Here is a 25,095-nt window from a genome sequence, read left to right as displayed (position 1 = left end):
GAAGCGAAGGCGGAGGTAGGGGGGCAAGCCGGCGGTACCTGCGCCGGAGCGAAGCGAAGGCGGAGGTAGGGGGGCAAGCCGGCGGTACCTGCGCCGGAGCGAAGCGAAGGCGGAGGTAGGGGGGCAAGACAACCAAAGGCGTCTCGAGCACCGTCAGCCGGCGAAACACCCGTAGGCGTCGTTCACCAGGTCGAGGTCGCCCAGGTTGATCACCCCGGCGGGCGTCTCGATCTCGATCCCCCGCAAACTGGCCGTCACCGGCTCGCCGGCCGAGCACTTCCCCTGGACGGCTGGGGGTTCGAAGTCGAGCGCGCCTGCGACGAGCGGCCATTGTCCGGCAACGATCGGCACGGGCTTCCACCCCTCGATGGCGTCATTGCAGTGGTTGACCATCAGGTTCTTCCCGATCATCACCACGCCGTACCACTGATCATCCGGGAACGAAACCGGCGGTTCGATCACGGAGCCGCTATCGAGCGGCGCCACGAAGAGCGCCACCCGCTGGTCCTCGCTCGAAACGGTGAATCCAAGGCCGCATCCCCACGCCACCGACAAGTCCGCGTCTGTGAGCATCGCCGCCAGTTCGTCATCGCTCAGATCGTCCGGACGGAAGGCAGGGCTGATCGAGTCGAGAACCAGGAACTCCTGCAACTCTGGGTCGCAGAACGTGAGGTAGTTGCCCCAATAGCCGTCCGGCACTCCAGGAAAACCTTGTGCCGGGACGATGCCGCCTTTGGCGTCGAAGGCCATGCCGCTTCGAATCGTGGTGCCGTCTGGTCCTTGCATGACGCTGCCGCCGTCCGCCGGTTTGGAATAGCCCATCGGAAATACCACCAGCCGAGGAAGATCGCCGAGGTCGGCCGTCCAGCACCCGTTTGCCTGCTGAGCCAGCGTTCCCACCAGCGATTCGGATGAGTGGCCGTAGCTCTCCCCCGGTTGCTGCACCGGAAGTCCGTCGCCCCCGAGATTGGACGAGGAGCCGACGTTGCCGACCGTCTCCGGAGGCATAAGCGGATCCACTCCATCTCCACACCCTGCCAAGACGAAACAGAACGCGGCGACGACCGACAAGTGGGCGACTCGCTTCATCGATCCTCCTGGATAGCGAGCCATATGGCTCTGCTGTTGGACGTCATCAACCCGGTGGAAGTTCCCTTCGAGCGGAGGACTCCAGGAGTCAGGGGAGAATCGCTCGCCGGTTGCCTACTCCGGCCGAACTCCTGCCATCATCAGGCCGACCTGTTCGCGCGTGGCCGTCTGCCGGTCGACGATGCCGATGATTTGCCCTTCATAGATCACGGCGATCCGATCCGATAGCGCGAACACTTCGTCGAGATCCTCGGAGATCATCATGATCGCCGTGTTCTCCGTCCGCTGTTGAACGAGACGTTTGTGGATGTACTCGGCGGCGCCGATGTCCACGCCGCGAGTCGGCTGGGAAGCCACCAGAACGGTCGGCGTTCCCGACATCTCCCTGGCCAGAATCATCTTCTGGATGTTTCCGCCTGAAAGGTTCTTGGCCGGCGTGTCGATCGTCGGCGTCTTGACGGCATATTCATCAACGAGGCGCAGGGAGTGTTCTTTGATCGCCTTGAAATCGAGCAAGCCCCTTCTGAGGTAACGCTTGTCGGAATGGTCGATCAACAGGATGTTCTCCGACACCGAGAAGTCGGCGATCGCCCCATCCCGCAGGCGGCCCTCGGTGACATACGCAAGTCCGTTCTTGCGAATGTCGGCTGGTGTGTGGTTGGTCGTCTCCACACCCCCGATCCGGATGGAGCCGGCAGTGGCTTGACGGAGCCCGGCGATGGCCTGCGCCATCTCTCGCTGCCCGTTGCCGGATACACCGGCAACGCCGAGTATCTCGCCTGCGTGAACCTCGAGATTCAGGCCGCGCACCGCCTCATTGCTTCGGTCACCCATGACGGACAAACTGCGGATCTCGAGGGCAACCTCGCCGATCTCGACGGGCGGCTTCTCGGGAGCCAGCTTCACCTGCCGGCCCACCATCATCAGGGCAAGGCTCTCGCGCGTTGCTCCTTCGACGGGAACTTGACCGGTGATGCTCCCCTGGCGCAGCACCGTGATGCGATCGCTCAGCGCCAGCACCTCGTGCAGTTTGTGGGAGATGAAGATCAATCCGCGGCCGTCGTCGGTCATCTGCCGCAGCGTGACGAAGAGTTGATCCACCTCCTGTGGCGTCAAGACCGCAGTCGGTTCGTCGAGGATCAGGAGTTGAGCATCCCGGTAGAGCGCTTTGATGATCTCGACCCGCTGCCGCTGCCCGACCGCCAGCTGCCACACGACCGCGCCCGGATCGATGGCGAGCCCGTAGCGCCCGGCCAGCTCCTCAATGCGCTCGGATACGGCGTCGAGGTCCGTGCGGAGTCCACGGTTCGACGGTAGTCCGAGGGCCACGTTCTCAGCCACGGTCAACGTCTCCACCAGCATGAAATGCTGGTGGATCATGCCAATGTTGTGGGCGATGGCATCGGTCGGGCTGTGGATCTGGACCTGCTCGCCGTTCAGGAAGATCTCACCCTCGTCGGCCTGATAGAGGCCGTAGAGGATTTTCATCAGCGTGCTCTTGCCGGCGCCGTTCTCTCCGAGCAAGGTGTGCACTTCACCTGCGTTGACCGTGAAGTCGACCCGGTGGTTGGCGAGCACACCGGGGAATCGCTTGGTGATACCACGCATCTCGAGCATGGGCGCCTCAGCCACAGAGCACCCCGATACAGGAGAGAGGAACCCTGGGGCGAGCGAACCCTCGCTCGCCCCAGACCCTTGCGTCGGATGAGGCCGCGGTACCAAGTACCGCGTACCAACTACCTCCTGCTACGACGCTGCTCCTCGTCATCGATTCATCCCCTACTGCCCGGTCGAGATCGACCCGTCGATGATGCCGGCGATCGTCGCATCAGCCAGTTGGCGAACCTCGTCTGGCAGCGAGTAGTCCGGATTGAATTCGATGACCTCGCCACCGTTGGCCAGGTTGATCGTGTATATCTCGCCACCCATCGTGCCGCTGTTGAGATTGGCGATGATCTCGCGAAGGATGACCTCCCAGTGATACACCTGGGACGCGACCACGATGTCCGAAGCCAGGCTCGTCTGATTGGCCTGAGTTCCGAACCACAGTGCACCGACTTCGTCGGCAACACCGACCGCACCGACCACCATCTGGGCCGTGCCGGACATCACGTCGGCTCCTGCCGCGGCGTGGGCTTGGGCAGCCTCGGAGGCGAGGGCGACGTCGCTGAACGAACCCGTGTAGTTGATGTTCACTTTGGCGCCGGGATCTTGAGCCATTGCTCCTGCCGCAAAGCCGTCGACGTACAGCTTGGCGTCGCCAACTTCGATGGGTCCGACGATACCGATGGTGCCGGTCTCACTGAGCGCAGCAGCCATCACGCCCATCACGTAACCGCCCTCATCAGAGGCGGCCTCGTAGGAGTACACGTTGTCGAGACCGAACGTGTCGGCAGCGGTGCCCCATGCAAACGAGACATCCGGGAAATCCGGTGCGATCTCCTGCAGCGAACCGCCGTACTGCGAACCGTGGGCGATGACCAGGTCGTAACCTTCGGAGGCGTACCCGCGGATCGCCGCCGCGGCATCTTCAACGATGAACGTGCCGTCGGTAACGGCAACTTCAACATTCCCCATCTCCGACTTGATCACATTGACGGCGTCAACGATCGACTGCGTGAAGGCAAGGTCATTCGAGGCCGATGGAGCCACGATGGCAATACGGAACGGCGCGGCCGGTGCTGCCGTGGTGTCGGTGGAAGGCGCGGTGTCGTCAGGTGCCGAGGTGTCATCGGGTGCCGAGGTGTCATCGGGTGCCGTGGTGGCATCGGGCGCCGTTGTCACGTCGGGTGCGTCTGTGCCAGCAGTCGTGTCGTCGGTGCTGTCTCCGCAGGCGACCAGCACCATCATCAGCGCAAGTACCAGCGCCAGCCAGGTGAGATGTCGATTCTTCATTTTTCCTCCTCTAGGACGAACGGTGTGCGCTCGTCGGCTTTCATGTGCCTCTTGTGAACGGTTTGGTGAGCGCCGCCGGTTGCCGGAACCGCCGGGCAACCAGCACGAGCGCCAAGATCGTAATGATGGCAGGTGCCATCGCCGCGATATCCGACCAACTCCGCGGAATGATGCCCAGAGTCTTGAACTGAAGGACGACGGAGTTGACGAACCCGTACAGCAGAGAACCCGCCATGACCCCGGCCGGCCGCCAGGCGCCGAAGTAGACGAGGGCGATGGCAATGAACCCCTGCGCGTTCGTGAGGTTCTGCTGGAAGATCCCGAGATCGATCGCCAGCGCCGCGCCTGCGATCCCGGCCATCATTCCCCCGATCGTGACGGTCAGGTATCGAATGCGGACCACACTCACACCCAGGCTGTCTGCTGCCTCCGGGTTTTCTCCAACGGCCCGGATGTTCATGCCGAAGGTGGTCCGGTTGATGATGTACATGCTGATCGGGACGAGTCCGAAGGCGACGTAGACGATGATGCTGTGTCGGAACAACATCGCACCGAGGATTGGAATGTCGCTGAGACCGGGGATGTCCAGTTTGGGGAAGCTGCTGACCGGCAACGGCGTTCCTACCAGTTTCTGAAAGAGGAGGTCGCTCATACCTAGTCCGAAGAGGTAGATCCCGATCCCACTGATGCCCTGCTCCGCCTTCAGGGTCACCGAGATCACGGCCGACACCAATCCGAGAATGATGCCAACACCGACTCCCATCGCCAGACCGAGCCACACATTGTCCGTCTTGAGAACGGTGTAGTAGCCGCCGAAGGCACCGAGCAGCATGATGCCGTCCACGCCCAGGTTGAGGACACCGCTGCGCTGACCGAAGGTCTCGCCGAGCGAGGCGAGCAGGAGGGGAACCGCCAGGCGGATTCCAGAGGCGACGGCGGCGATCAGGACGGCCTGAGTGAAGAACTGACTCACGGCCCGCCCCCGCCGTCATCCACCGCTGTCTCCAGGACCGGGCCATCGGTGGCCGTGTCGTCAACGCGGGCGGGCTGCTCCTGGAGGCGCTTCTTCCAGCGATCACTGGCCACGACGAAAACGACAACGAGACCGTTGAGAGCCATTATCAGGGCCGAGGGGACCTGTACCGCCCGCTGGAGAGCGATCCCACCAACCAGGAGGCCACCGAACATGAACGAAGCCGGGATCGTCCAGATGGGGTGGAGTCCCCCGAACAGCGCGGCCACGATGCCGTTGAACCCGGCCGATCCGGTGAAACCCACGGTTGAGCCATCGGTGACCATACGGTGACTCTCACTCCCGAACACCAGTACCGCTCCGGCCAGACCAGACATCGCACCGCTCATGGTCATCGCCAGGACGATCGTTCTCTTGACCGGAATGCCCGCGTATCGGGCCGCGTCGGGACTCAATCCGACGGCCCTGACCCGGAAGCCGAGGGGAGTTCTCCACAGCAGGATGTATGCGGCGACGGCCGCCAGAACGGCAAGCAGGGGCCCGATGTGCAAGCGCCCGTTACCGAAGAAAAGCGGCAGGTCGGCGCCTTCCTGAAGTCGGGCGGTTTGCGGGATCCGGGTACCTCGTTCGAGTTCTCCCGGATCGATCATCGGCCCACGCAGAAGGAAGTTCATGAGTTGCACAGCCACGACGTTCAGCATGATCGTGCTGAGGATCTCATTCACGTTGTAGAAGGCCTTGAGCGCGCCGGGCACAGCCCCCCAGGCGGCCCCGCCGATGATGCCGGCCAGCAACACCGTCGGAAGCATGACGACGGCCGGTAGGTCGGGAAGGGCAAGCGCCAGGGCGGTGGCCAGCAACGCGCCGGCGACCATCTGGCCTTCACCGCCGATATTGATGACGTTGGCACGGAAGGCGATCGTGATGCCGACGCCTACGAACAGCAGGGGTGTGGCCTTCAGTGCCGTTTCGATCAGAGCATCGCCACTTCCGAAGGCACCATCGAGCATCGCCCGGAAACCCTCGACCGGGTTGGCGCCCAGCAGACTGAGCATGATGGCACCAATGGCGAGCGCAAGACCTACGGCACCGAGTGGAACCAGGTACGCGACGAACTTGGGCCTCGAACGGCGGTTCGTTTCCGCTTGTGCCACCCGATCAGACTCCCTCTCGGATGCGCCGGCCCTTCCCGACACTCCGGACGAGGCTCGCCGAACAGAAGCCTCGTGTCAATTGCCAAACGGACCATTTCTGGAGGCACTGCGACACTGCCTCGACGTGACGCTCTTGACAACTCCGGGTATCACTCCGAGCATGGCGGCCGTGCTGAAGGGTGATATGACACCGACAACTCCGGAGACCACCAAACTCGCCGTAAACGGCGATGCAGTTCTGGTGCGTGCCGACCATCCACACCTCCTGGCCGCCCTCCGCGACGAACTCGGTATCACCTCACCGAAGGACGGGTGCTCACCATCCGGTCAATGCGGAGCCTGCACGGTCCTCCTCGACGGAAAGGCAATCCAGAGCTGTCTCGTGGATTTGGAGAAGGCGTCGGGCAAGGAGGTGACGACCCTCGAAGGCTTCGAACCTGAAGAACGGGACCGCCTGGCCACCGCCTTCGCCGTGACGGGAGCGCTGCAATGCGGCTTCTGTACCCCCGGCATCCTGGTACGAACAAAGGCACTGCTCGACCAGAAGGGCAAGGACCTGACCAGGGAGACAACGGCCGGCCGGCTCGGCGGGCACCTGTGCCGCTGTACCGGCTACACGAAGATCTTCGATGCGATCGAGATGCTCCGGGACGGTACGGTGCCGGTTCCGGAGCTCCCTGCCGGGATCGGGAAGTCGGGCGCCAAGTATGAAGCGACAGAGCTGGCGCTCGGCGACCGGGGCTACGTCGACGACCTGGCAATCGACGGGATGTTGCACGCCGCCCTCAAGCTGGCCGACCATGCCAGGGCCGACGTGGTGCGGATCGACACCGCGGCGGCCGAAGTCGACGGTGTGGTCGGCATCTTCACGGCTGCCGACGTTCCGGGTGAGCTGAGGGTCGGAATCATCGATACCGATTGGCCCGTCTTCATTCCCGAGGGAGGCCGGACGTCATACCTCGGCGACGTGCTTGCCATCGTCGTTGCCGACAGGGTGGACATCGCCCGGAAGGCCGCCGGACTGATTGAGGTCACCTACGACGTGCTGACTCCCTTCACCGGTGCCGACGCAGCTCTGGCCGCCGACGAAGACGCCGTGTGGGGTCTCGACGGCAACGTCCTCTCTCGCACCGCCTACAGCAGAGGAGACGTCGACGAGGCGTTGCGCGGCTCGGCCTTTGCTGTCCACGAGACCTTCTTAACGCAGCGGGTCGAGCATGCCTTTCTCGAACCGGAGTCCACCCTGGCGGTACCCGGAGACGGTCCGCTCATGGTGTACTCCGGCGGTCAGGGAGTCTGGGACGATCGCAACCAGATCGCCTCGGTGCTCGGCATCGAGATCGACGAAGTCGTGGTCGAACTGGTTTCCAATGGAGGTGCCTTCGGCGGCAAAGAAGATATGGCCAATCAGGCCCAAACCGCGCTGGCCGCCCATCTCCTGCAACGCCCGGTGAAGTGCACTCTGACGCGCGAGCAATCGCTGCTGATGCACGCCAAGCGCCATCCGATCCGTATTGAGGCGTGGGCGGGTTGCGATGCAGATGGCCGGCTGACGGCAATGCGCGCCAGGATGGTCGGCGACTCCGGCCCGTACGCTTCTGTGGGCATGAAGGTCCTCGAACGAGCCGCCGGACACGCCTCCGGCCCCTACGTGATCCCGGCCATCGACGTCGAGGCCGTGGCGGTGAGAACCAACAACCCTGTGTGCGGCGCCTTCCGTGGGTTCGGAGCCAATCAAGCCCAGTTCGCCACCGAAGGCCTCATCGACCGCCTGGCTGAACAAGTCGGTATCAGCGGATGGGAAATGCGCTCCCGCAACGTGGTTACCCCGGGCGTCGTCTGGGGGCCCGGTCAGATCATGGATGCGGGATGTGAAGGCGCACGCCGGTGCCTCGATGTTGTGAAACCGGCCTACGACACCGCTCGTGCCGCAGGCAAAGCGGTCGGTTTGGGGCTCGGCCTGAAGAACTCCGGCCTGGGTAACGGCTCGCTGGAGGTCTCGCGGGCGATCGTCCGATTCGAAGAAGACGGCGCGGTGGAAGTCCGACACTGCTGGACGGAAATGGGCCAGGGAATCCACACGGTGGCGCTTCAGGTGGCGGCGGCCGAACTCGGCATCGACCCGTCCCGGATCCGGGTGGTCGTCGACACGACCCGCGAGCTGGGAGCCGGTCAGACCACCGGGTCGCGCGGCACGCTGATGGGAGCCGGCGGGGTTGCCGACGCCTGCCGGGTCGCCAACGAGGCCGGGCAGGCAATTGGCGTCGACTATGTCGGCGAGTACCGGGTGGACTGGACCAACGCCCTGCAAGACGGAGTGGACAACCCGATCATCCACTCGGCGTTCGGGTACGCCGCCCAGCTGGTCATCGCCGACCCGGATACCGGCAAGATCGAGAAGGTGGTCGCCGTGCACGATGTCGGCAAGGCCATCAATCCGATGCTCGTTGAAGGCCAGATCGAAGGAGCAGTCCACATGGGCCTGGGCTACGCACTCTCAGAGGAATTCCCAACCGACGATACGGGTATGCCCACGAACATGACGCTGCGTAGCCTCGGCATCCTCCGGGCCAAAGATATCCCCGAGATCGAAGCGGTCCTCGTTGAGGTGCCCCAGCCACGCGCCCCCTACGGGATCAAGGGCGTCGGCGAGATCGGCCTCGTCCCGACGGCCGGAGCTGTGGCGGCCGCCTTTCACGAAGTGGACGGCGTCTGGCGCAACAGGCTCCCAATGGGCATCCACCAACCCATCCAGAATTAGCCCGTTTTCGCGCGGGGTTTCCACCGTATACGGTTCGATTCCCGCGCGAAAACGGTGTTTGGGGCTACAGCGTGTAGTTTCTGGGGGGCATGACGCAATCCACCCCGAACGACCCGGCCATCGCCAGACTTTCGCTGGTCGACCGCTATCTCCCCGTGTGGATCATCGCCGCCATGGCACTCGGGCTCGGGATGGGTCGATTGTTCCCGAACCTCAACGACTGGCTCGACACCGTCAAAGTTGGAACAGTATCCCTTCCAATCGCCATCGGATTGCTGGCCATGATGTACCCCGTGCTGGCGAAGGTTCGCTACTCGCGAGTGGGGGCCGTCGCCGCGGATCGCCGGCTGATGATCACCTCGCTCGTGCTCAACTGGCTGATTGGGCCTGCGCTCATGTTCACACTCGCCTGGCTCCTCCTTCCGGATCTTCCGGAGTACCGCACCGGACTGATCATCGTCGGACTGGCCAGGTGCATCGCGATGGTGCTGATCTGGAACGACCTCGCCTGCGGCGATCGAGAAGCGGCCGCGGTTCTCGTTGCTCTCAACTCGATCTTCCAGATCTTCGCCTATGCGGTGCTCGGCTACTTCTACCTCGAGCTACTGCCGGGATGGTTGGGATTGGATACCGCCTCGCTGGATGTGTCGATGTGGGAGATCGCCAAGATCGTCCTCATCTTCCTCGGCATCCCGCTGGCCGGGGGCTACCTCACCCGCCGATGGGGCGAACGATCCCGCGGAGTTGAGTGGTACGAAACACGTTTCCTTCCCCGGATCGCACCGTTTGCGCTCTACGGGCTGCTCTTCACCGTGGTGATCCTCTTCGCCCTCCAGGGAGAGACGATCACCTCGCAGCCATTCGACGTGGCACGAATCGCGCTCCCGCTGCTCGCCTACTTCGGCCTGATGTGGGGTGTGTCGTTCGCGCTCGGGATCCGCCTTGGCTTGCCCTACGAGAAGAACGCCACGGTTGCTTTCACCGCGGCGGGGAACAACTTCGAACTGGCGATCGCGGTAGCCATCGGTGTGTTCGGTGTGACTTCCGGACAGGCGCTGGCCGGCGTGGTTGGCCCCTTGATCGAAGTGCCGGTCCTGGTCGGGCTGGTGTACGTTTCGCTCTGGGCGAGGGAACGGTTCTACCGCACCTCGGTGGTCACCACGCCATCGAACCGGCCGTGATCCCGCAGTAGGCCGGCAATCTCGTCGACGGCCGCATCGTCGGCCCCCGGTCGCACCTTGGTCAACGCAACGAGCACCCTGGCATCCTGAGGGACCGCCCTGAGTGCCCCGCCCGGGTGGACCAGGATCTCCACACAATCTGCCGGCGCCAGGATGTGCGCCTTGCTGAGGCCGCTGAACTCCATGGCCTTCTCGACCCGGTGGGTCGCCTCATCGAGCCGCCGCCCGATCGCGTCTATGCCCATTGCAATGACAACCGTCGTCGACGCAGAAGGAATCACCGGTTCGTGTAGAGCTGGAGCCTTGAGCGATCGACCGTGGGCCCCGTCTGCCTCAACAATCAGATAATCGACCGACCCCCCACCGAACAAAGAGTCGAGTTCCTCGGGTGACGGGCCGGTGACCTTGTGCGCGTCGCCTCCCGTCACCAACATGATGGGCCCCGACTCCCCCGACCCTTGTGCCGCAGACTCAACGGATTCGCAGATGTTCGGCACCTCGTGGATCTGCCGGCGACCCATCTTGGTCGTCGTCGTCAGTACAACGCGCCGGCCGCCGGCTGCCAGTTCGCCTCCCAACAGGAACAGAAGGGTCGATTTGCCTCCACCTCCAACCAGCGAGACGAGTTCCCGGCTGCCGAGGCCCATCCGGTCTGCCAGGGTCACGTGTTCAGCCAGGCCAGGACCGCCTCGAGTGCGCCGCCACCGACGGCCAGGGACTTGTCCGAGATTTCAAAACACGCATCGGCATCCGCCCGCGGATCGATATCGGCGATCTTGAGACCCGGGGCAACGATGCCCTCAGCGAGCAATCCTCGAACGACACCACCGATCGGTGCCTCGATCGGCGTTCCATCGATGGCACCAAGGTTCTGACCGGCTGCTACCGAATCACCGATCGAGGACAACCAGGTCAGCGAACCGGCCCGTGCGGCTCGGATCACCCGGGAGGTCGCCTCTCCGCCGATGAGACCAGGAACACCCGTGTCTGGTGCAGCACCGCCAACCCGAATGACTCGGCCGAGGCGGTGGCCGCGCATCGTCTCGATCACAACATGGCAGTCCGTTCCGGCGGTGAAACCGGGGCCAAGCCCAACCACGAAGGGCGCGTCGTTGATCGTGGTATCGATGTTGCGTTTCGCCATCCGGGCATCCACGACGACTGCGGCCGGGAGGGCAGGCATGGTCGGGCTGACCAGCACGGGAATCTTCCAGGTACGCGCCGCATCGACGGCCTCTTCTACCGATTCGGCCCGGACTGCATGGAGGCCTTCCACCCTGAAGGTCCCGGCCGCCACGGCGGATGACACAGCCACCGTGCGTCTGATCGTCAGGGGCAGCGCCAGTTCGAGCACGATGATCGGGAAACCGGCCCGGTGCAGCCGATAGATGACCCCCGTGGCAAGATCGCCGCCACCGCGAACCACTACGAGTTGGTCGGAGAACCGCACTATGAGTCGACCGACGGCGACCGGTTGATCATTATCACCTCGGACATGATCGACACCGCAATCTCTTCGAGCGTTTCGGCGTTGACGTCGAGCCCGATCGGGGAATGCACCCGCTCCAGTTCCTCAGGGGCAACGCCGCCGGATATCAGGCGGTCCCGCGTTGCACGCCATCTGGTCCTACTGCCCATGACGCCGATGTATCCGGCCGGCGTTTCGAGCACTTGCGGCAGGACGGCCGCGTCGAGATCGGTGCTGCGCGTCACCACCACGATCGACGAATCCTCGGAGACGGGATGGGCGGCCAGGGCCGCTTCCACCCGTCCGTGAAATCGCACATCGGCATTGGGCAGAGCTTCTTCGGTGAGGAATTCCTGGCGATCGTCTATCGCAATCGTGCGGTAACCGATCCAGTGGGCAAGGTCGACGACACTACTGCCGACGTGCCCGCAGCCGATGACGTAGACGGTATGAGGTGGCATGAATGGCTCCAGGTAGATCGTGACGGTGCCGCCGCAGATGCCCGGATCTCCCTCGGCCGGGTTCACAAGATCGTATTCCAGCAGGTGCGGAGTTCCGGTGCGGAGTGCCCGACGGGCTTCATGAATGACGGCGGCCTCCATGGCGCCGCCTCCAACCGTCCCGATGGTGGCGCCGTCGCCAAAAACGAGCATCTTGGTCCCAGCGTGCCGGGGGACAGAACGGTTCGTGGCGACGATCGTCGCCTGCGTAACCGGCAGCCCGCCGGCGACGGCGGCAGACAATTCACTCAGCACTTGCCGGTCGTGGGTCACAGTCTTACTGCAATGCTCGCCACACCCGTTCGGGCGTGAACGGGAGGTTGTCGATCTGACGGCCGGTGGCGTTGAAGATGGCATTGCGGATGGCCGGAGCTACCCCATCTTTCGGAATCTCGGCGATGGCCTTGGCTCCGAACGGTCCGGACTTCTCCATGGTCTGAACCAGGTAGGCCTCGATTCTGGGCGTCTCGTCGCTGCGATAAAGCTTGTACGGACCGAATCGAGCGTTGACCATCCGCCCGTTCTCGTCGAACGCCATCTCTTCGCAATGGCCGTAGCCGAGCGCCTGGATCATCCCGCCTTCCACCTGCCCGGCAGAGGTCATCGGGTTGATGGGGACCCCGCAATCGACGGCCATCACGAGGGCGTTGACGGTGACCTGCCCCGTCTCGATATCGACTTCGACTTCGGCGAACTGGGCGGCGTACGGCGGCGGCGACTCGGGGGCGACGTACGAGGCCGTGGCCATGATCTGGTGCTGATTGTCCTGGTGGAGGGAGTGCAGTGCCACTTCGGCCAGGGTCACCGATCGCCCATCGGTCGCAAACGCAGCTCGATCGCGCAACTCGACCTCGCCCGGTGAGTCGAGGTCGAGCATCACTGCCGCCCGTTCGGTGATTTGCCGCCGCACGTCGTCGGCAGCCTTCTTCACCGCCATCCCCGATACGTAGGTGGTACTCGAGGCGTACGCTCCCACGTCGAAGGGGGTCATGTCCGTGTCGGCCGCGTAGACGATGATTTCCTCGGTTGTTACTCCCAACACTTCAGCGGCGATTTGCGCCAGGATCGTGTCTGCGCCGGTACCGAGGTCGGTTGCTCCGAACAGGAGATTGAACGAGCCATCGTCGTTGATCTTGAGGCTGGCGCCTCCCATGTCGAGGCCACTGATCGCGCTGCCGTGCATGCACATCGCAAACCCGAGGCCTCGCCGAATGTGCGGCCGATCGGCCGGACGAATCCATTCCGGGTCGTAGCGGCGGTGCCATTCAACGGCCCGCTGGCCCTGCACAACGCACTCGTCCATACCGCTCGACGTGATCACCGGGATGAACTTCATCTCGGCCGCCCCTTCACCGAGTTCGGCTGCCACGTCGAGCGGGTCGCCGACCTTCGTCCAGTTCCGGCGACGGAAGGCGAGAACATCGATGCCCAGTTCTGAGGCGATGTCTTCCATGTGCGACTCGAGCGCGAAGAGGGCTTGCGGGGCGCCGTACCCCCGGTAGGCACCGGCGACGGGGACGTTCGTGTAGGCGACGTCGCAGTCGAACTTCTTGTTGGGACAGTTGTACGAACTGAGGCCGCGCAGGCCGCTCACCATCTGCACGGTGAGCGCATGGGTTCCATAGGGGCCGGTATTGCCGACCACCCTCATTCGCTGGGCAACCAGAGTTCCGTCGTTCGTGACGCCCGTCGTGAAGGTGATCGTCTGCGGATGCCTGGTTCTGCTCGAGACGAACTCCTCTTGGCGGTTCAGTTCGAGACGCACCGGCCGCCCGGTCGCCAGGGTCAGATGGCCCACGATATCTTCGATCAGCATCTCCTGCTTCACACCGAATCCCCCGCCGATCCGGGGTTTGATGACGCGAATCTGTCGTACGGGCAGTCCCAGCAGCGGCGCCACCATCCGACGGACGTGGAACGGCACCTGGGTGGAGGTCCTGATCACGAGACGCTCGTCGCTATCCAACCAGGAGATTGCGATGTGTGGCTCGATCGGTGCTTGCTGCACCTGATGCACCCGGAAGGTCCGCTCAAAGACACGGTCGGCACCGGCCAGGCCCGCCGCGACATCACCTACTTCGGCTTCGATGTGATGCACGATGTTGCGTGCGGCGTCGTGCGCACCTTCCATGTCCGGCTCGTCATGGATGATCGGAGCATTCCCGGAGATAGCCTCGTTCTCGTCGAAAACCGCAGGCAGCACCTCGTACTCGACCTGGATCAAGCGGACGGCTGCCTCTGCGATCTCGATCGAATCGGCGGCTACCGCAGCAACCCGGTCGCCGACGTGCCGAACCTTGTTGTCGAAGCTGACCTGATCGTAGGGCAGCGGATTCGGATAGCTCTGGCCGCCGGACGCGTAGCGGACCCGGGCGACGTTCTCATGGTGAAGCACCGCCCGCACGCCGGGCAGAGCGCGGGCCTTGGAGTCGTCGATGCCCACAATCCGGGCGTGAGCATGCGGGCTGTAGAGCATCTTGGCGTAGAGCATGCCCCGGAGCTCGATGTCATCGACGAACGCCGGGTGCCCTTTGGCGAGCATGACGGCGTCGACCTTGCGTTCGGACTTGCCGACCACTTGTGTTTCTGGAACCTCCGGGCTCGGGATGATCTTGGGTGCCAGGACTGGAAGATCGAGCGGAGGGGCGACTCTGTCGAAGTCGGGGCTCCCTCCCTCCTCAACGAGGGGGTCGATCAGTTTCGGCTCGATTGCTTCGGGCGTCTCTCCCCTCAGCATGGCGGCGGCCCGGAGCACAGCATGGACGGGACGGAGATAGCCCGTTTCGCGGTCGAGAATGCCGGAGAGCGCGTCTCGCACTTCGACCTCAGTCGGGTCGGGATTGCGATCGAGCAGCGCCTTGGCGGCCAGGATCATCGCCGGAGTCGAATAGCCGGACTGAATGGCACCTGCCACTACGAACGCCTCCTGAATAGGGTGCAGTCCCCGCGGCCGATTGAGGCCTTCGAGCGTTTCGATCGTGTGGCCGTCGGCTTGCGCGGCCAGCAGGATTTCTGAAGAAACCAGACGACCGTCGACCAGGACGGCATCGGCTCCGGTCTCTCCGGTCTCCGCCCCAAACCGAACGCTGAAGAGGCCCTCGCGCCGGAGCACCGCCCGCAACGACTCGTGCGGCCGACACTCGAAGGATCGATCCTCCCCGTTGAGGGTGACGGAGATGGTCAAGCGGCACCTCCAAGCTGACCGACGACACGATCGGCCAGGACAGAGGCGAGGTTCCGCCGGTACTCGGATGAACCCCGGAAATCGGCCGGCGGAACGAGTGCATCGACGGCGTCGCGAGCGATGAGCACCGGCGTGGATGCGACCCCCGTCAGAGCCAGCAGCAGGCCATCCGGAGTAACTCGTCCAATCGCAGCCACGATCGACGTGTCTGCCGGAGTGCGACCGGTTCTCGCTGAGGCAGTGGCGCCGCCGACCTCCACCGAGATGGAGGCGATGATCCCGCCGGAGAGTGCCGCCGGATCGGCGAAGAGATCGGCGATCCTGATCGTGAGCGAGCGTTCCCGCGTTTGGACTTCCGCCGTCGCCTCGTGAACGAGCAACCCGGCCAACAGTTCGCTCTCCGGGTCTGCGCTTGCGACTGTCCCGCCGATCGTTGCTGAGTGCCTGAGGGTGTTCGGACCTTCACGGTGGGCGAGTTCCCGCAGCAACGGAGGTACCCCGCCATGGTCGACAACGTCCTGCAACCGGACCATGGCACCGATCACCAGGCGGTCGCCTGACTCGATGATCGCATCGGGGCACACATCCTGAAGGTCGATGACTTCGATTTCCGGGTATTCCGTCGCATTGACGCCGGTACCGCCGGCCATCAGGACCGAATCAACTCCGTCCCTGTCAAGAAGGTCGAAGACCTCCTCGAGGCTGGCCGGCCGGTGGTATCTGCTGATCACTTGTAACCCCGCATTCGACCCACCCAGGATAGTGGTCGCCCCCCCTACCGTTTTCGCGCGGGATTCCCACCGTATTTGGGGGGATCCCCGCGCGAAAAGCGTTTGAGAACCGGTCAGGCCCGCTCCGGTGTCGGATGTCGCTAGCTTGTTGAATGAGAGAGGAGCTATATGACGGCGACAACACCCGGACTGGTCTGTGCTCACCACCACCTCTACTCGGCCCTCGCCAGGGGGATGCCGCCGCCGCCCAAGACGCCGACCACGTTCCAGGAGATTCTCGAACAAATCTGGTGGCGACTCGACACAGCCCTCGACCTGGAGATGATTCGCTGGTCGGCCAAGCTCGGCGCCCTCGAAGCGCTCGAGTCGGGCACCACTGCCATCATCGACCACCACGAATCCCCAAACGCCATCGAAGGCAGCCTCACGGTCATCGCAGACGCCTGTGCGGAGGTGGGGGTGCGAGTGCTCCCCGCCTACGGGATCACCGATCGCCACGGGGCCGACGGCGCCCGCCGTGGCCTCGCAGAGAACGAGCGCTTCATTAGAGAAGGCGGGAAGGGACTGGTCGGGATTCACGCCGCCTTCACCTGTTCGGACGAGTCGCTTCGAAATGCCGCACATCTGGCTGCAGATCTAGGCGTCGGCGTTCACATCCACGTCGCCGAGGGTGTCGGAGACAAGGATGCGCCCGTCCGGCTGGCCGGCCTCACCCGCGACAACTGGTTACTCAGCCACTGCGTCCATCTCTCCACCGATCACCGCTTGCACGGAACGATCCTCCACAACCCCAGGTCCAACCTCAACAACGGTGTCGGGTACGCCGACCCCGCCCGTTTCTCCAATCCCGTGGCACTGGGCACCGACGGCATCGGAGCCAACATGATCGAATCGTTCCGCCTCGCCTACGTCATGCAGCGGACGGTCGACGTGGCCGCCGGCCCCGACTCGGCCTGGTCGTGGCTCGAAACCGGCTGGGATCTGATGCCTGAGGCGCGCAACGACGAGGTCACCTGGTCGTACGACCCGATGGATCCCTGGCATCTGGCCTTCACCCCCGGCGTTCGCCCGCTGGAGGTCAAGGTCGACGGCGAGACTGTGTTCGCCGACGGGAAACCAACCCGGGTTGACGCAGACGAGGTTCGCGCCAGGGCTGCCGAGCAAGCAGTCCGCCTTCACTCACGACTCTGAACGCACGAGGAGCCAAACGATGTCTGATCGATTCCATCCGATCTCGATGGAGCAGCTGACGGACTGGGTATTCGACGAACTCGAACAGAAAAACGCCCTCTTCGGCGTACCCCGGCCCGCCTTCTTCGTACCGACTGGCGACGATCGGTTCCGACTGGACAAGTACGGCTACGAGCTGGAAACGCCCTTCGGCGTGGCGGCGGGACCACACACCCAGATGGCCCAGAACATCATCGTGTCTTGGCTGGTCGGGGCGCGCTTCATCGAACTCAAGACCGTTCAGACACTGGACGAACTCGACGTCAACAAGCCGTGCATCGACATCGAAGACGAGGGCTACAACGTCGAGTGGTCTCAGGAACTCAAGGTTTACGAGTCGTTCGACGAGTACCTCAGGGCCTGGGTACTGATCCATGCCCTGCACCACAAGTTCGGTTTTCCGGGAGACCGCCCGGGAATGATCTTCAACATGAGTGTCGGCTACAACCTCGAAGGGATCCTGAAGCCGAACGTCCAGTGGTTCCTCGACACAATGCGCGATGCATCGGCTTACCTGCCCGCTTACATAGACATCGTCGCCCGCCGCTACCCGGAGGTCCGCGACCTCGACATTCCGGCCACTATCTCCGACACCATCACGCTGTCGACCATGCACGGATGCCCCCCGGACGAGATTGAGCGCATCACCACCTACCTCCTCGAAGAGCGGCGCCTCCACACGTCTGTGAAGTGCAATCCGACGCTGCTGGGCGCCGACCGGGTCCGCGGCATCATCGACGACGACCTCGGATTCGATGATGTGCCGATACCCGATGAAGCTTTCGCGCACGACCTGAAGTACGTGGACGCCGTCCCCATGTTCCACAATCTCCGGCGGGTCGCCGCTGCGCACGGTCTCACGTTCGGGTTGAAGTTGTCCAACACCCTCGAGGTCAACAACTGGCGAACGGTGTTCGAGCGGGACGACATGATGTACCTGTCCGGTCGCGCCCTCCATGCCGTCACCACCAACCTGGCGATGCGAATCTCTGAGGACTTCCGTGGCGATCTGCTGCTGTCATTCGCCGGAGGGGCGGACGCATTCAATGTCGCCGACCTCCTCCGATCTGGAATGAAGACGGTGACGGTGTGCTCGGACCTTCTCAAGTCCGGCGGGTACCTCCGCATGTCGCAGTACATCGAACACCTCGAGGCGGCAATCGATGAAGTCGGCGCCGGCGACCTGCAGGAGTTCGTCGCCGGTTCAGCGATCAAGAGCCCCAACTTCGACGAGTTCGCTCCCCTCCTCCGCTACACGAGCCTCGCCGACAGCGGACTCAACCTGGATCTCGACATGTGCATGGGTCTCGCCGAGGCGGTGAGGTCGGAGTCGATCGACCGCCCGGCATTCGATGTCGTGCGAGTCTGGGCGAATGAAGCCGGATACGACGACAGGCAAACCGAGACCCTTGTCGATCTGACGGGCAGGGTCTTCGCCCGGTTGAATCTGCGCAACTATGCCGACTCGGTGCGCACCGACTGGCGGTACAGGAAGGATTCCTTCCGCACCGATCGTTCGAAGACCCCCCGACTACTCGAGTATTTCGACTGCATCGAGGCTCCTTGCCTCGATGAGTGCCCCGTAGATCAGAAGGTGCCGCAGTACATGAACGCGGTGAGAAACGGCGACTTCCTGGAGGCCGTCCGTCTGACCCGCGAAGACAACCCGCTCCCGGCGATCCTGGGCAGGGTCTGCGATCACCTCTGCGAGAACACATGTATCCGAACCCACTACGACCAACCGCTGGCCATCCGCCACATCAAGCGCTTCATCATGGAACAGGAGGAACAGCCGGTGCTGTTCACCCGCAAACCCGGAACCGGCAGCCGGGTCGCCATCATCGGAGCCGGACCGGCGGGTCTCGCGGCAGCCCAGGAACTCGCCTACGCCGGATTCGGCGTAACCATCTTCGAAGCCCACCCATACGCCGGGGGAATGGTCGGGGGGGCGATCCCCGCCTACCGGCTCCCCCAGCCGGTGATCGACCAGGACGTGGCGGTGCTCGAATCACTCGGAGTCGAGTTCCGTTTCGGGCGGAAGGTGGGCGTCGACTTCACGCTCTCGGATCTCAGAACCGATGGCTACGAGGCCACCTTCGTGGCGGTGGGAGCACAACTCGCCAAACGCCTGGGACTTCCAGGAGAGGAGGCCGACGGTGTAATGGACGCCCTCCGCTACCTCCGCAGCGTGCGTGAAGGCAACCCGGTTCCGATCGGTAAGCGGGTCGGCGTCATCGGTGCCGGCGACACCGCCATGGACTGTGCCCGCTCTGCCCTACGAACCGGCGCAGAGCATGTCTCACTCATCTACCGGCGGACCATCGATCAGATGCCGGCAGACCGTGAAGAGATCCATGCCTGCCTCGAGGAAGGCATTGAGATCGTGGAGCTGGCCAAACCGTCTTCATTGCACATCGAGGACGGGGCTCTGGCGGGACTCATCTGCAGCCGGACCCGCTACACCGGCGACCGAGACGCATCGGGTCGAAAGATCCCGTTCGACGTTCCGGACTCCGAGTTCGAGATTCCCCTGGACACCATGATCCTGGCGATCAGCCAGCATTCGGTTCTGGACTTCTTCGGGGACGAGATCCCGGAACTCACGTCTAAGGGTTACCTCGTCGTCGATCCGGCGACGTTCGAGACCACCACTCCGGGTGTGTACGCCGGAGGCGACGTGGCCGATCACGGCCCGTCCTCGATCGTCAAGGCGGCGGCCGATGGAAAGGGCGTTGCAGCAGCCATCGCTTCGACGCTCCGCGGTCCCCAGCCGGAAATCGAACCCCCGGCGGTCGACCTCCAGGACATGGTCATCCGCCGGGCACGTCGCCAATACCGCCAGCCCGTCTCACACACTCCGGTGTCCGAGCGCGTCGGTTTCGATGAGACGGTCATCGGTTTCACCGTGGACGAGGCGATGAAAGAAGCGGCGCGCTGCCTGGACTGCCATCTCATCTGCTCGCTGTGCGTTGGAGTGTGTCCGAACATGGCGTTGGTGACCTACGAAATGGAGCCGTTCCGGACGGAACTGCCGACCCTGAAGGCGGTCGGGGGAGACATCATCCCCGGCAACACGGCGCCGTATCGAGCAGATCAGCAGTTCCAGATCGCGGTGCTGACCGACTTCTGCAACGAATGTGGCAACTGTGTGACGGCTTGCCCGACTTCCGGCCGCCCGTACGTCGACAAGCCACGGATCTATCTAGATCGGGGCGACTTCGAGGCCGAGAAGACGAACGCCTTCATGGTGTTCGACGACGGATCCATCGAAAGTCGCGTCGACGGCGAGACTCACCGGATGGCCCTCAATGGGGTCGTTGAGTATTCATCCCCAGCATTCCGCGCCCGGCTGGAGGCAGGCACACTCAACCTGATCGAAGCGACTCCGATCGGCGACCCCACAGACGGCGAGGCATTCTCTGTGCGGCCGGCCGCAGACATGTATGTGCTGTTGAAGGGCCTCACCGGTTCGATGGCGCACCTACCGGCGATGGGCCCGGCCGGAACCAGCATCCCCCACCCGGGCTACGAGGAGTAGCCAACGATCCTCCCGTGACGCGATACGTCAACCACCCGGCGGCAGAATACAAACGAGCTACCGGGTCGAGTCATCCTCCCGGATAAAGGTCTTCGACCGGTTTGCCGAAGAGAAAACGTGGAAGCAAAACTCGACCTCAATCGAACTCTCGCCATTGTGGTGATTGTGGTTGCCCTTGTCGCTGTAACGGGATCCTCGGCTGTGGCACAAACGGTCGAACTTCCACCGGGAGGAACGTTCGTCGATGACGATGGGACGGCCGCTGAGGGTCACATCGAAGCAATCGCGGCGGCAGGCATCACCCGCGGGTGCAATCCGCCTGCCAACGATCGGTTCTGTCCCCAAAGAACTCTGACCAGGGCCGAAATGGCAACGCTACTGGTTCGCGCACTCGAACTACCGTCGTCGCCGGTCGATCACTTCACAGACGACAACGGCACCACTCACGAGGACGCGATCAATTCGCTGGCCGAGACGGGAATCACGCACGGTTGCGGCGACCTGCGATTCTGCGGATCAAAGCCGATCACGAGGGGTCAGATGGCCTCGTTCCTGGCCCGTGCATTTGCGATTCCCGCCGCCGACCTCGACTACTTCACGGACGACTCGGAATCTCTTCACGAGGCTTCCATCAACGCTCTGGCAGCAGCCGGAATCACGAATGGTTGCGCAGACGCCCGATTCTGTCCCAATCGGGCAATCCCACGGGCTGAGATGGCCATGCTGTTGTCGAGGGCAATGGGTCTGTTGCCACTAGTCCCGCCGGCGCGGCCGCCCGCCTATCCCGACGTCGGACACGGCAAGCGCATCATCTACGCCAACGCGCAGCAACAGATCTGGATGATCGACGAGACGGAGTCCGTTGTCGACACCTACCTCGTATCGGGCCGGGAAGGTGTTCCGGCTCCCGGCACCTACACCGTCTACTCAAAGTCACCGATTGCCTGGAGTCACAACGGGATCACGATGGAATACATGGTGCGATTCGCCTACGGCAGAACAGCTTCGATCGGATTCCACGCCATCCCGCACTACGCAACGGGTGTGCCGATGCAAACAGAAGACGAGTTAGGCGAGTTCCGGAGCGCAGGATGTGTCCGGCAGGCCGACGCCAAAGCACAAGCCCTCTACGCCTGGACTCCGATCGGGACCACGGTCATAGTGGTCCCGTAGGTCTGCCGTAGCCTCAGCAGCCGCCAACTCCCCGCGGGGTAGTCCGCCACCGCCAACAACATCGACGACTCACACTTCTGATGGCACCGTTCCCGGCGCGCCTACCTCGTTCGAGCCGGCCAGGTTGCCGACTCCGGTTCGCTGCATGTCCCCCCAGACCTTCTTCGACGGGTTCCAGAACATCGACCGGAACCGCCACCACGTGCTGCGCTGGCGCAGGCCAAGGTGTTCGGCGAGCGAGTAGAGGAGCAGCCTTAGGGTTTGACCCGCCTCGTCGTAGTACCCGAAACGATCATCGAGGAACAGCGAGACAACGGAGTTCACCGCGCCCAGGAGGAGTGCGATCGCCGCCAGCGGAATGGCGACTTCCACGTTGACGTAGCCCAGGGCAATCGACAGGGGAATGATCAGCCAACCGAGGAACTCGACGATCGGAGCGATGAACTCGAAGGCGATGAACGACGGCCAGCCGAGGAGACCGATTCGACCGTACCGGGGATTGAAGATCATTCCACGGTATTGCCAGATGACCTGAATGAATCCCCGGTGCCACCTGATCCGTTGCTTCCTCAGCACGGCCCAGTCGCTCGGGACCTCGGTCCAGGCGACCGCGTCCGGGGCGTACACGATCCGGTAGTCCCGCTTGTTCTTGAGGTTGTGGCGATGCAACCGCATCGTCATTTCCATGTCTTCGCCGAGGTGATCGTTCCTGAAGCCCCCGACCTCGACAACGGCGCGCTTCTGAAAGATGCCGAAGGCTCCGGAGACGATGAGAAGCGACCGCATGGCCGACCAACCGGGGCGAGCGGCCAGAAACGACCTGATGTATTCAACGACCTGGACCATCTCAATAGGTCGCCGCGGGAGCTTCACCTCCGAGACAGAACCGCTTCTCACTTTCGATCCGTTGAGAGGCCGTACATTGCCTCCGACCGCCACGGTGTGGGCGCGATCCTCAACGAAGTGGCGTGCGGCGTGGATCAGCGCTTCGCTCTCGATGATCATGTCTGCGTCTGTGGCCATGAAGTACGGATATTGCGAGACATTGACGCCGGCGTTGATGGCGTCGGATTTGCCACCGTTCTCCTTGTCAACCAGCACGACCGGCAACGGCATCCGGCTCTTGTAGATGCGAAGGATCTTCTGGGTTTCGATGGCAGGACGGAACGGGAAATCGATCGGCACCATGTCGAACGCTTCGACGAGTCGCTGCACGGTGAGATCTTTGCTGCCGTCGTTGACCACGATTATCTCGAGGCGGGGGTAGTGAAGCATGGCGGTGGATCGCACCGATTCGACGATTCCGGCCTCTTCGTTGTAGGCCGGGATGATGATGGAGATCGGCGGGGTGGTGTCAGACGTCGCCAGGTCGCGAATGCGCCCGTGCCGCTCGGTGAACTGATCTCGACGCAATGCCAGATATGAAGCCGCCGCCACGACCAGGATCTGCAACTCCATCAGGATGACATAGGCAAGCACGAGGTAGTTGATCCACCTGACGGCACTATCGAGCATCGGTGACCCTACCGACACCTCTACTGCCCTCCATGATGGAGCTGGCTGACCAGTTCGGGCGGAACACCCTCGTTGATGAAGAACGCCCCCTTGCCGGCTCTGATGAGTTTCATGACGAGGTCCATCGCCGGATTGCGCACGAGCGGATCATCGGAGGTCAGGTCACCGACGGCATCGCCGGCCAGGCCGGAAGACAGAAGCACGGCAGCCGCCGCGTCACGGGCATAGGCGTCGGGATGGTCGAGGGCGAGGCGCAAGGCATCGCCTCCGCCGGGAATCTCGACGAGGCTGGCGGCGGCGTTGTGCCGGACCCACCAGGCATCGTCGGTGAGGGCCCGCTTGAGCCACGGCACCGCCCGCTGATCCATCCGGCTACCTACCGCGGTGGCTGCCTGGGCCCGGACCTCCCACTGATCATCGCTCAGGAGTTGCAGCAGGTACGGAACCGACCTGGGCGTACCAGCTCGACCCAGCGCCGCGGCAGCACGGATACGCAAGGCCTGCTCGGTCGAATCGAGCGCCTGCAGTAGGGCTTCTTCAGCCCGAATGTCACCGATCAGTCCCAGCGTCCTGGCAACGAGCGGGCGGTATTTTCCGGGACTGCTCAGGTAGCGAGCCGCTTCGTCGACCGCGGCGGTGCCGAATCCGTACAAAGCATCGGCTAAGCGCTGCGCATTTCCGGCGTCCTGTTGATCGAGGGCCACGAGCAGGCTCTTGACGGCCCGGCCGTCCCCGATGTGGGCGAGAGCTGCCGCAGCTTGAACCCGCACCTCCTGGACTGGGTCGGCCAGCGCGAACACGAGATCGGTCAGCGTTTCGGGATCCGCGATCTCGGCGAGTGCCTCTGCGGCCCTCACTCGATGATTACGGTCTGTGGACCTGAGTTCGGCCGTGTATTCGGCAACCATGCCCATCTGGCGGACGACCTCCATGAGATGTTGCCGGTCGGACCCGGCCATCATGCGGAGGTACTCCAACAGCACCCCGCGAAACACCGGGTCAGATGCGTACCGCCGGAACACTCGCGCTTTCCACTCCCCCTGCACGACCAGTTCACCGATCATGTCGATGAATCGATTCTTTCGTCGTTGCTCGCGCCCGCGACTCCGGCGGCGTACCGCCTTGAGAACAAACAGGGACCCGGCTGCCAAGACGAACAGAACGGTCAACCCGATCAACAGATAAAGGACGAGGCTGTTCATGGAGCAACCCGGCGCAATCGAACCTTGACCCGGGCAATGACCTCCTGAACGCTGAATGGCTTCCGGATGTAGTCGACCGCTCCGAGTTCCAGAGCCTGGATCACGTCTGCCTCCCCGGTGATGCCCGAAACCATGATCACCGGGAAAGAACGCCCGGCTGCGTTCCACCGCTGGAGAACCTCCAGCCCGAGCAGGCCGGGCATACGTTGGTCGAGCAGGACCAGGTCGAAATCCTCCTTCAGGCCGATCTCGAGGGCATCCAGGCCGTCGGCACAAGGGGTCACCGAGTATCCGGCCGCTTCGAGCGTGCGCGTCAGAAGGAACGCGACGACGCGCTCATCCTCTACCACCAGGATCCTCGGCCTGTCCATTGATCTTCAGTCCTTCTGAAGCACCGACGCGGGTCGGTGTCATCATCTCTGAACCTGGATCCACCGATTCGGTTGGCTGGTGGTGGTTTTGGGGGTTGAATCGGGGTCGGGTGGGCCGGATTGTGGATGT

General features: G+C 63.4%; 18 protein-coding genes. 5 read left to right on the top strand and 13 right to left on the bottom strand.

Going from position 1 to position 25,095, the window contains the following annotated elements:
• Nucleotides 1–153: 153 nt before the first annotated feature.
• The 5 genes from P1T08_11940 to P1T08_11920 all read right to left on the bottom strand — a co-directional run bounded on the left by P1T08_11940 (nucleotide 154) and on the right by P1T08_11920 (nucleotide 6,111).
• Entirely contained in the window at nucleotides 154–1,089 is a 936-nt protein-coding gene (locus P1T08_11940; GenBank protein ID MDF1596781.1) for a hypothetical protein, read from the bottom strand.
• A 114-nt stretch (nucleotides 1,090–1,203) separates the two neighbouring features.
• Complete coding sequence (locus P1T08_11935; protein MDF1596780.1) at nucleotides 1,204–2,706, bottom strand: ABC transporter ATP-binding protein; 1,503 nt, start codon at nucleotides 2,704–2,706, stop codon at nucleotides 1,204–1,206.
• A 162-nt stretch (nucleotides 2,707–2,868) separates the two neighbouring features.
• Complete coding sequence (locus P1T08_11930; protein MDF1596779.1) at nucleotides 2,869–3,984, bottom strand: BMP family ABC transporter substrate-binding protein; 1,116 nt, start codon at nucleotides 3,982–3,984, stop codon at nucleotides 2,869–2,871.
• 40 nt (nucleotides 3,985–4,024) lie between these two features.
• A complete protein-coding gene (locus tag P1T08_11925; protein MDF1596778.1) occupies nucleotides 4,025–4,957 on the bottom strand; it encodes an ABC transporter permease in 933 nt (310 codons plus the stop codon).
• Nucleotides 4,954–6,111 carry an ABC transporter permease gene (locus P1T08_11920; GenBank protein ID MDF1596777.1) on the bottom strand — a complete coding sequence of 386 codons (1,158 nt, stop codon included), beginning with the start codon at nucleotides 6,109–6,111 and terminating at the stop codon, nucleotides 4,954–4,956. Before P1T08_11920 ends, P1T08_11925 begins: the two co-directional genes overlap by 4 nt.
• Before the next feature lie 124 nt (nucleotides 6,112–6,235).
• Between P1T08_11920 and P1T08_11915 the strand changes: the two genes are divergently transcribed.
• Both P1T08_11915 and arsB read left to right on the top strand, forming a co-directional pair.
• Nucleotides 6,236–8,872: a molybdopterin-dependent oxidoreductase gene (locus tag P1T08_11915; protein ID MDF1596776.1), complete on the top strand. Its 2,637-nt coding sequence runs from the start codon at nucleotides 6,236–6,238 to the stop codon at nucleotides 8,870–8,872.
• A gap of 89 nt (nucleotides 8,873–8,961) precedes the next feature.
• Nucleotides 8,962–10,053, top strand: coding sequence for an ACR3 family arsenite efflux transporter (gene arsB / locus P1T08_11910; protein ID MDF1596775.1), 1,092 nt, complete (start codon nucleotides 8,962–8,964; stop codon nucleotides 10,051–10,053).
• Here arsB and yqeC read toward each other — a convergent pair.
• The 5 genes from yqeC to P1T08_11885 are packed head-to-tail and all read right to left on the bottom strand — an operon-like array spanning nucleotide 10,011 to nucleotide 15,936.
• Nucleotides 10,011–10,718: a selenium cofactor biosynthesis protein YqeC gene (yqeC, locus tag P1T08_11905; GenBank protein ID MDF1596774.1), complete on the bottom strand. Its 708-nt coding sequence runs from the start codon at nucleotides 10,716–10,718 to the stop codon at nucleotides 10,011–10,013. The two genes, arsB and yqeC, sit on opposite strands and share 43 nt — an antisense overlap.
• Nucleotides 10,715–11,503 (bottom strand): selenium-dependent molybdenum cofactor biosynthesis protein YqeB, encoded by a 789-nt coding sequence (gene yqeB / locus P1T08_11900; protein MDF1596773.1) that lies wholly within the window; start codon nucleotides 11,501–11,503, stop codon nucleotides 10,715–10,717. Before yqeB ends, yqeC begins: the two co-directional genes overlap by 4 nt.
• The gene (locus P1T08_11895; protein ID MDF1596772.1) at nucleotides 11,503–12,294 is read right to left on the bottom strand and encodes an XdhC/CoxI family protein; all 792 of its coding nucleotides are present in this window, start codon (nucleotides 12,292–12,294) and stop codon (nucleotides 11,503–11,505) included. The genes yqeB and P1T08_11895 overlap by 1 nt, the downstream gene beginning before the upstream one ends.
• 4 nt (nucleotides 12,295–12,298) lie before the next feature.
• The gene (locus tag P1T08_11890) at nucleotides 12,299–15,205 is read right to left on the bottom strand and encodes a molybdopterin-dependent oxidoreductase (GenBank protein MDF1596771.1); all 2,907 of its coding nucleotides are present in this window, start codon (nucleotides 15,203–15,205) and stop codon (nucleotides 12,299–12,301) included.
• The gene (locus P1T08_11885; GenBank protein ID MDF1596770.1) at nucleotides 15,202–15,936 is read right to left on the bottom strand and encodes an FAD binding domain-containing protein; all 735 of its coding nucleotides are present in this window, start codon (nucleotides 15,934–15,936) and stop codon (nucleotides 15,202–15,204) included. Before P1T08_11885 ends, P1T08_11890 begins: the two co-directional genes overlap by 4 nt.
• 168 nt (nucleotides 15,937–16,104) lie before the next feature.
• On the opposite strand from P1T08_11885, the gene P1T08_11880 reads away from it, so the two are divergent.
• The 3 genes from P1T08_11880 to P1T08_11870 all read left to right on the top strand — a co-directional run bounded on the left by P1T08_11880 (nucleotide 16,105) and on the right by P1T08_11870 (nucleotide 21,877).
• Nucleotides 16,105–17,127 (top strand): amidohydrolase family protein, encoded by a 1,023-nt coding sequence (locus P1T08_11880; GenBank protein ID MDF1596769.1) that lies wholly within the window; start codon nucleotides 16,105–16,107, stop codon nucleotides 17,125–17,127.
• Between the two features lie 19 nt (nucleotides 17,128–17,146).
• Nucleotides 17,147–20,704 carry an FAD-dependent oxidoreductase gene (locus tag P1T08_11875; protein MDF1596768.1) on the top strand — a complete coding sequence of 1,186 codons (3,558 nt, stop codon included), beginning with the start codon at nucleotides 17,147–17,149 and terminating at the stop codon, nucleotides 20,702–20,704.
• Nucleotides 20,705–20,821: 117 nt separating this feature from the next.
• Nucleotides 20,822–21,877, top strand: a complete 1,056-nt coding sequence (locus P1T08_11870; GenBank protein ID MDF1596767.1) for an S-layer homology domain-containing protein — start codon at nucleotides 20,822–20,824, stop codon at nucleotides 21,875–21,877.
• Between the two features lie 69 nt (nucleotides 21,878–21,946).
• Here P1T08_11870 and P1T08_11865 read toward each other — a convergent pair whose 3' ends face one another.
• From P1T08_11865 to P1T08_11855, 3 genes are read right to left on the bottom strand one after another with little or no spacing between them, the layout of a single operon-like run.
• A complete protein-coding gene (locus P1T08_11865) occupies nucleotides 21,947–23,392 on the bottom strand; it encodes a glycosyltransferase family 2 protein (GenBank protein ID MDF1596766.1) in 1,446 nt (481 codons plus the stop codon).
• A 20-nt stretch (nucleotides 23,393–23,412) separates the two neighbouring features.
• Entirely contained in the window at nucleotides 23,413–24,594 is a 1,182-nt protein-coding gene (locus P1T08_11860) for a HEAT repeat domain-containing protein (GenBank protein ID MDF1596765.1), read from the bottom strand.
• A complete protein-coding gene (locus P1T08_11855; protein MDF1596764.1) occupies nucleotides 24,591–24,965 on the bottom strand; it encodes a response regulator transcription factor in 375 nt (124 codons plus the stop codon). Before P1T08_11855 ends, P1T08_11860 begins: the two co-directional genes overlap by 4 nt.
• Nucleotides 24,966–25,095 lie beyond the last annotated feature (130 nt).

This window comes from Acidimicrobiia bacterium (assembly GCA_029210695.1).
In the GTDB taxonomy this organism is placed as follows: Bacteria; Actinomycetota; Acidimicrobiia; order Spongiisociales; family JAHEDJ01; genus JAHEDJ01.
The sequence above is the reverse complement of the archived record's forward strand: the minus strand, read 5'-3'. Positions and strand labels throughout refer to the sequence as shown.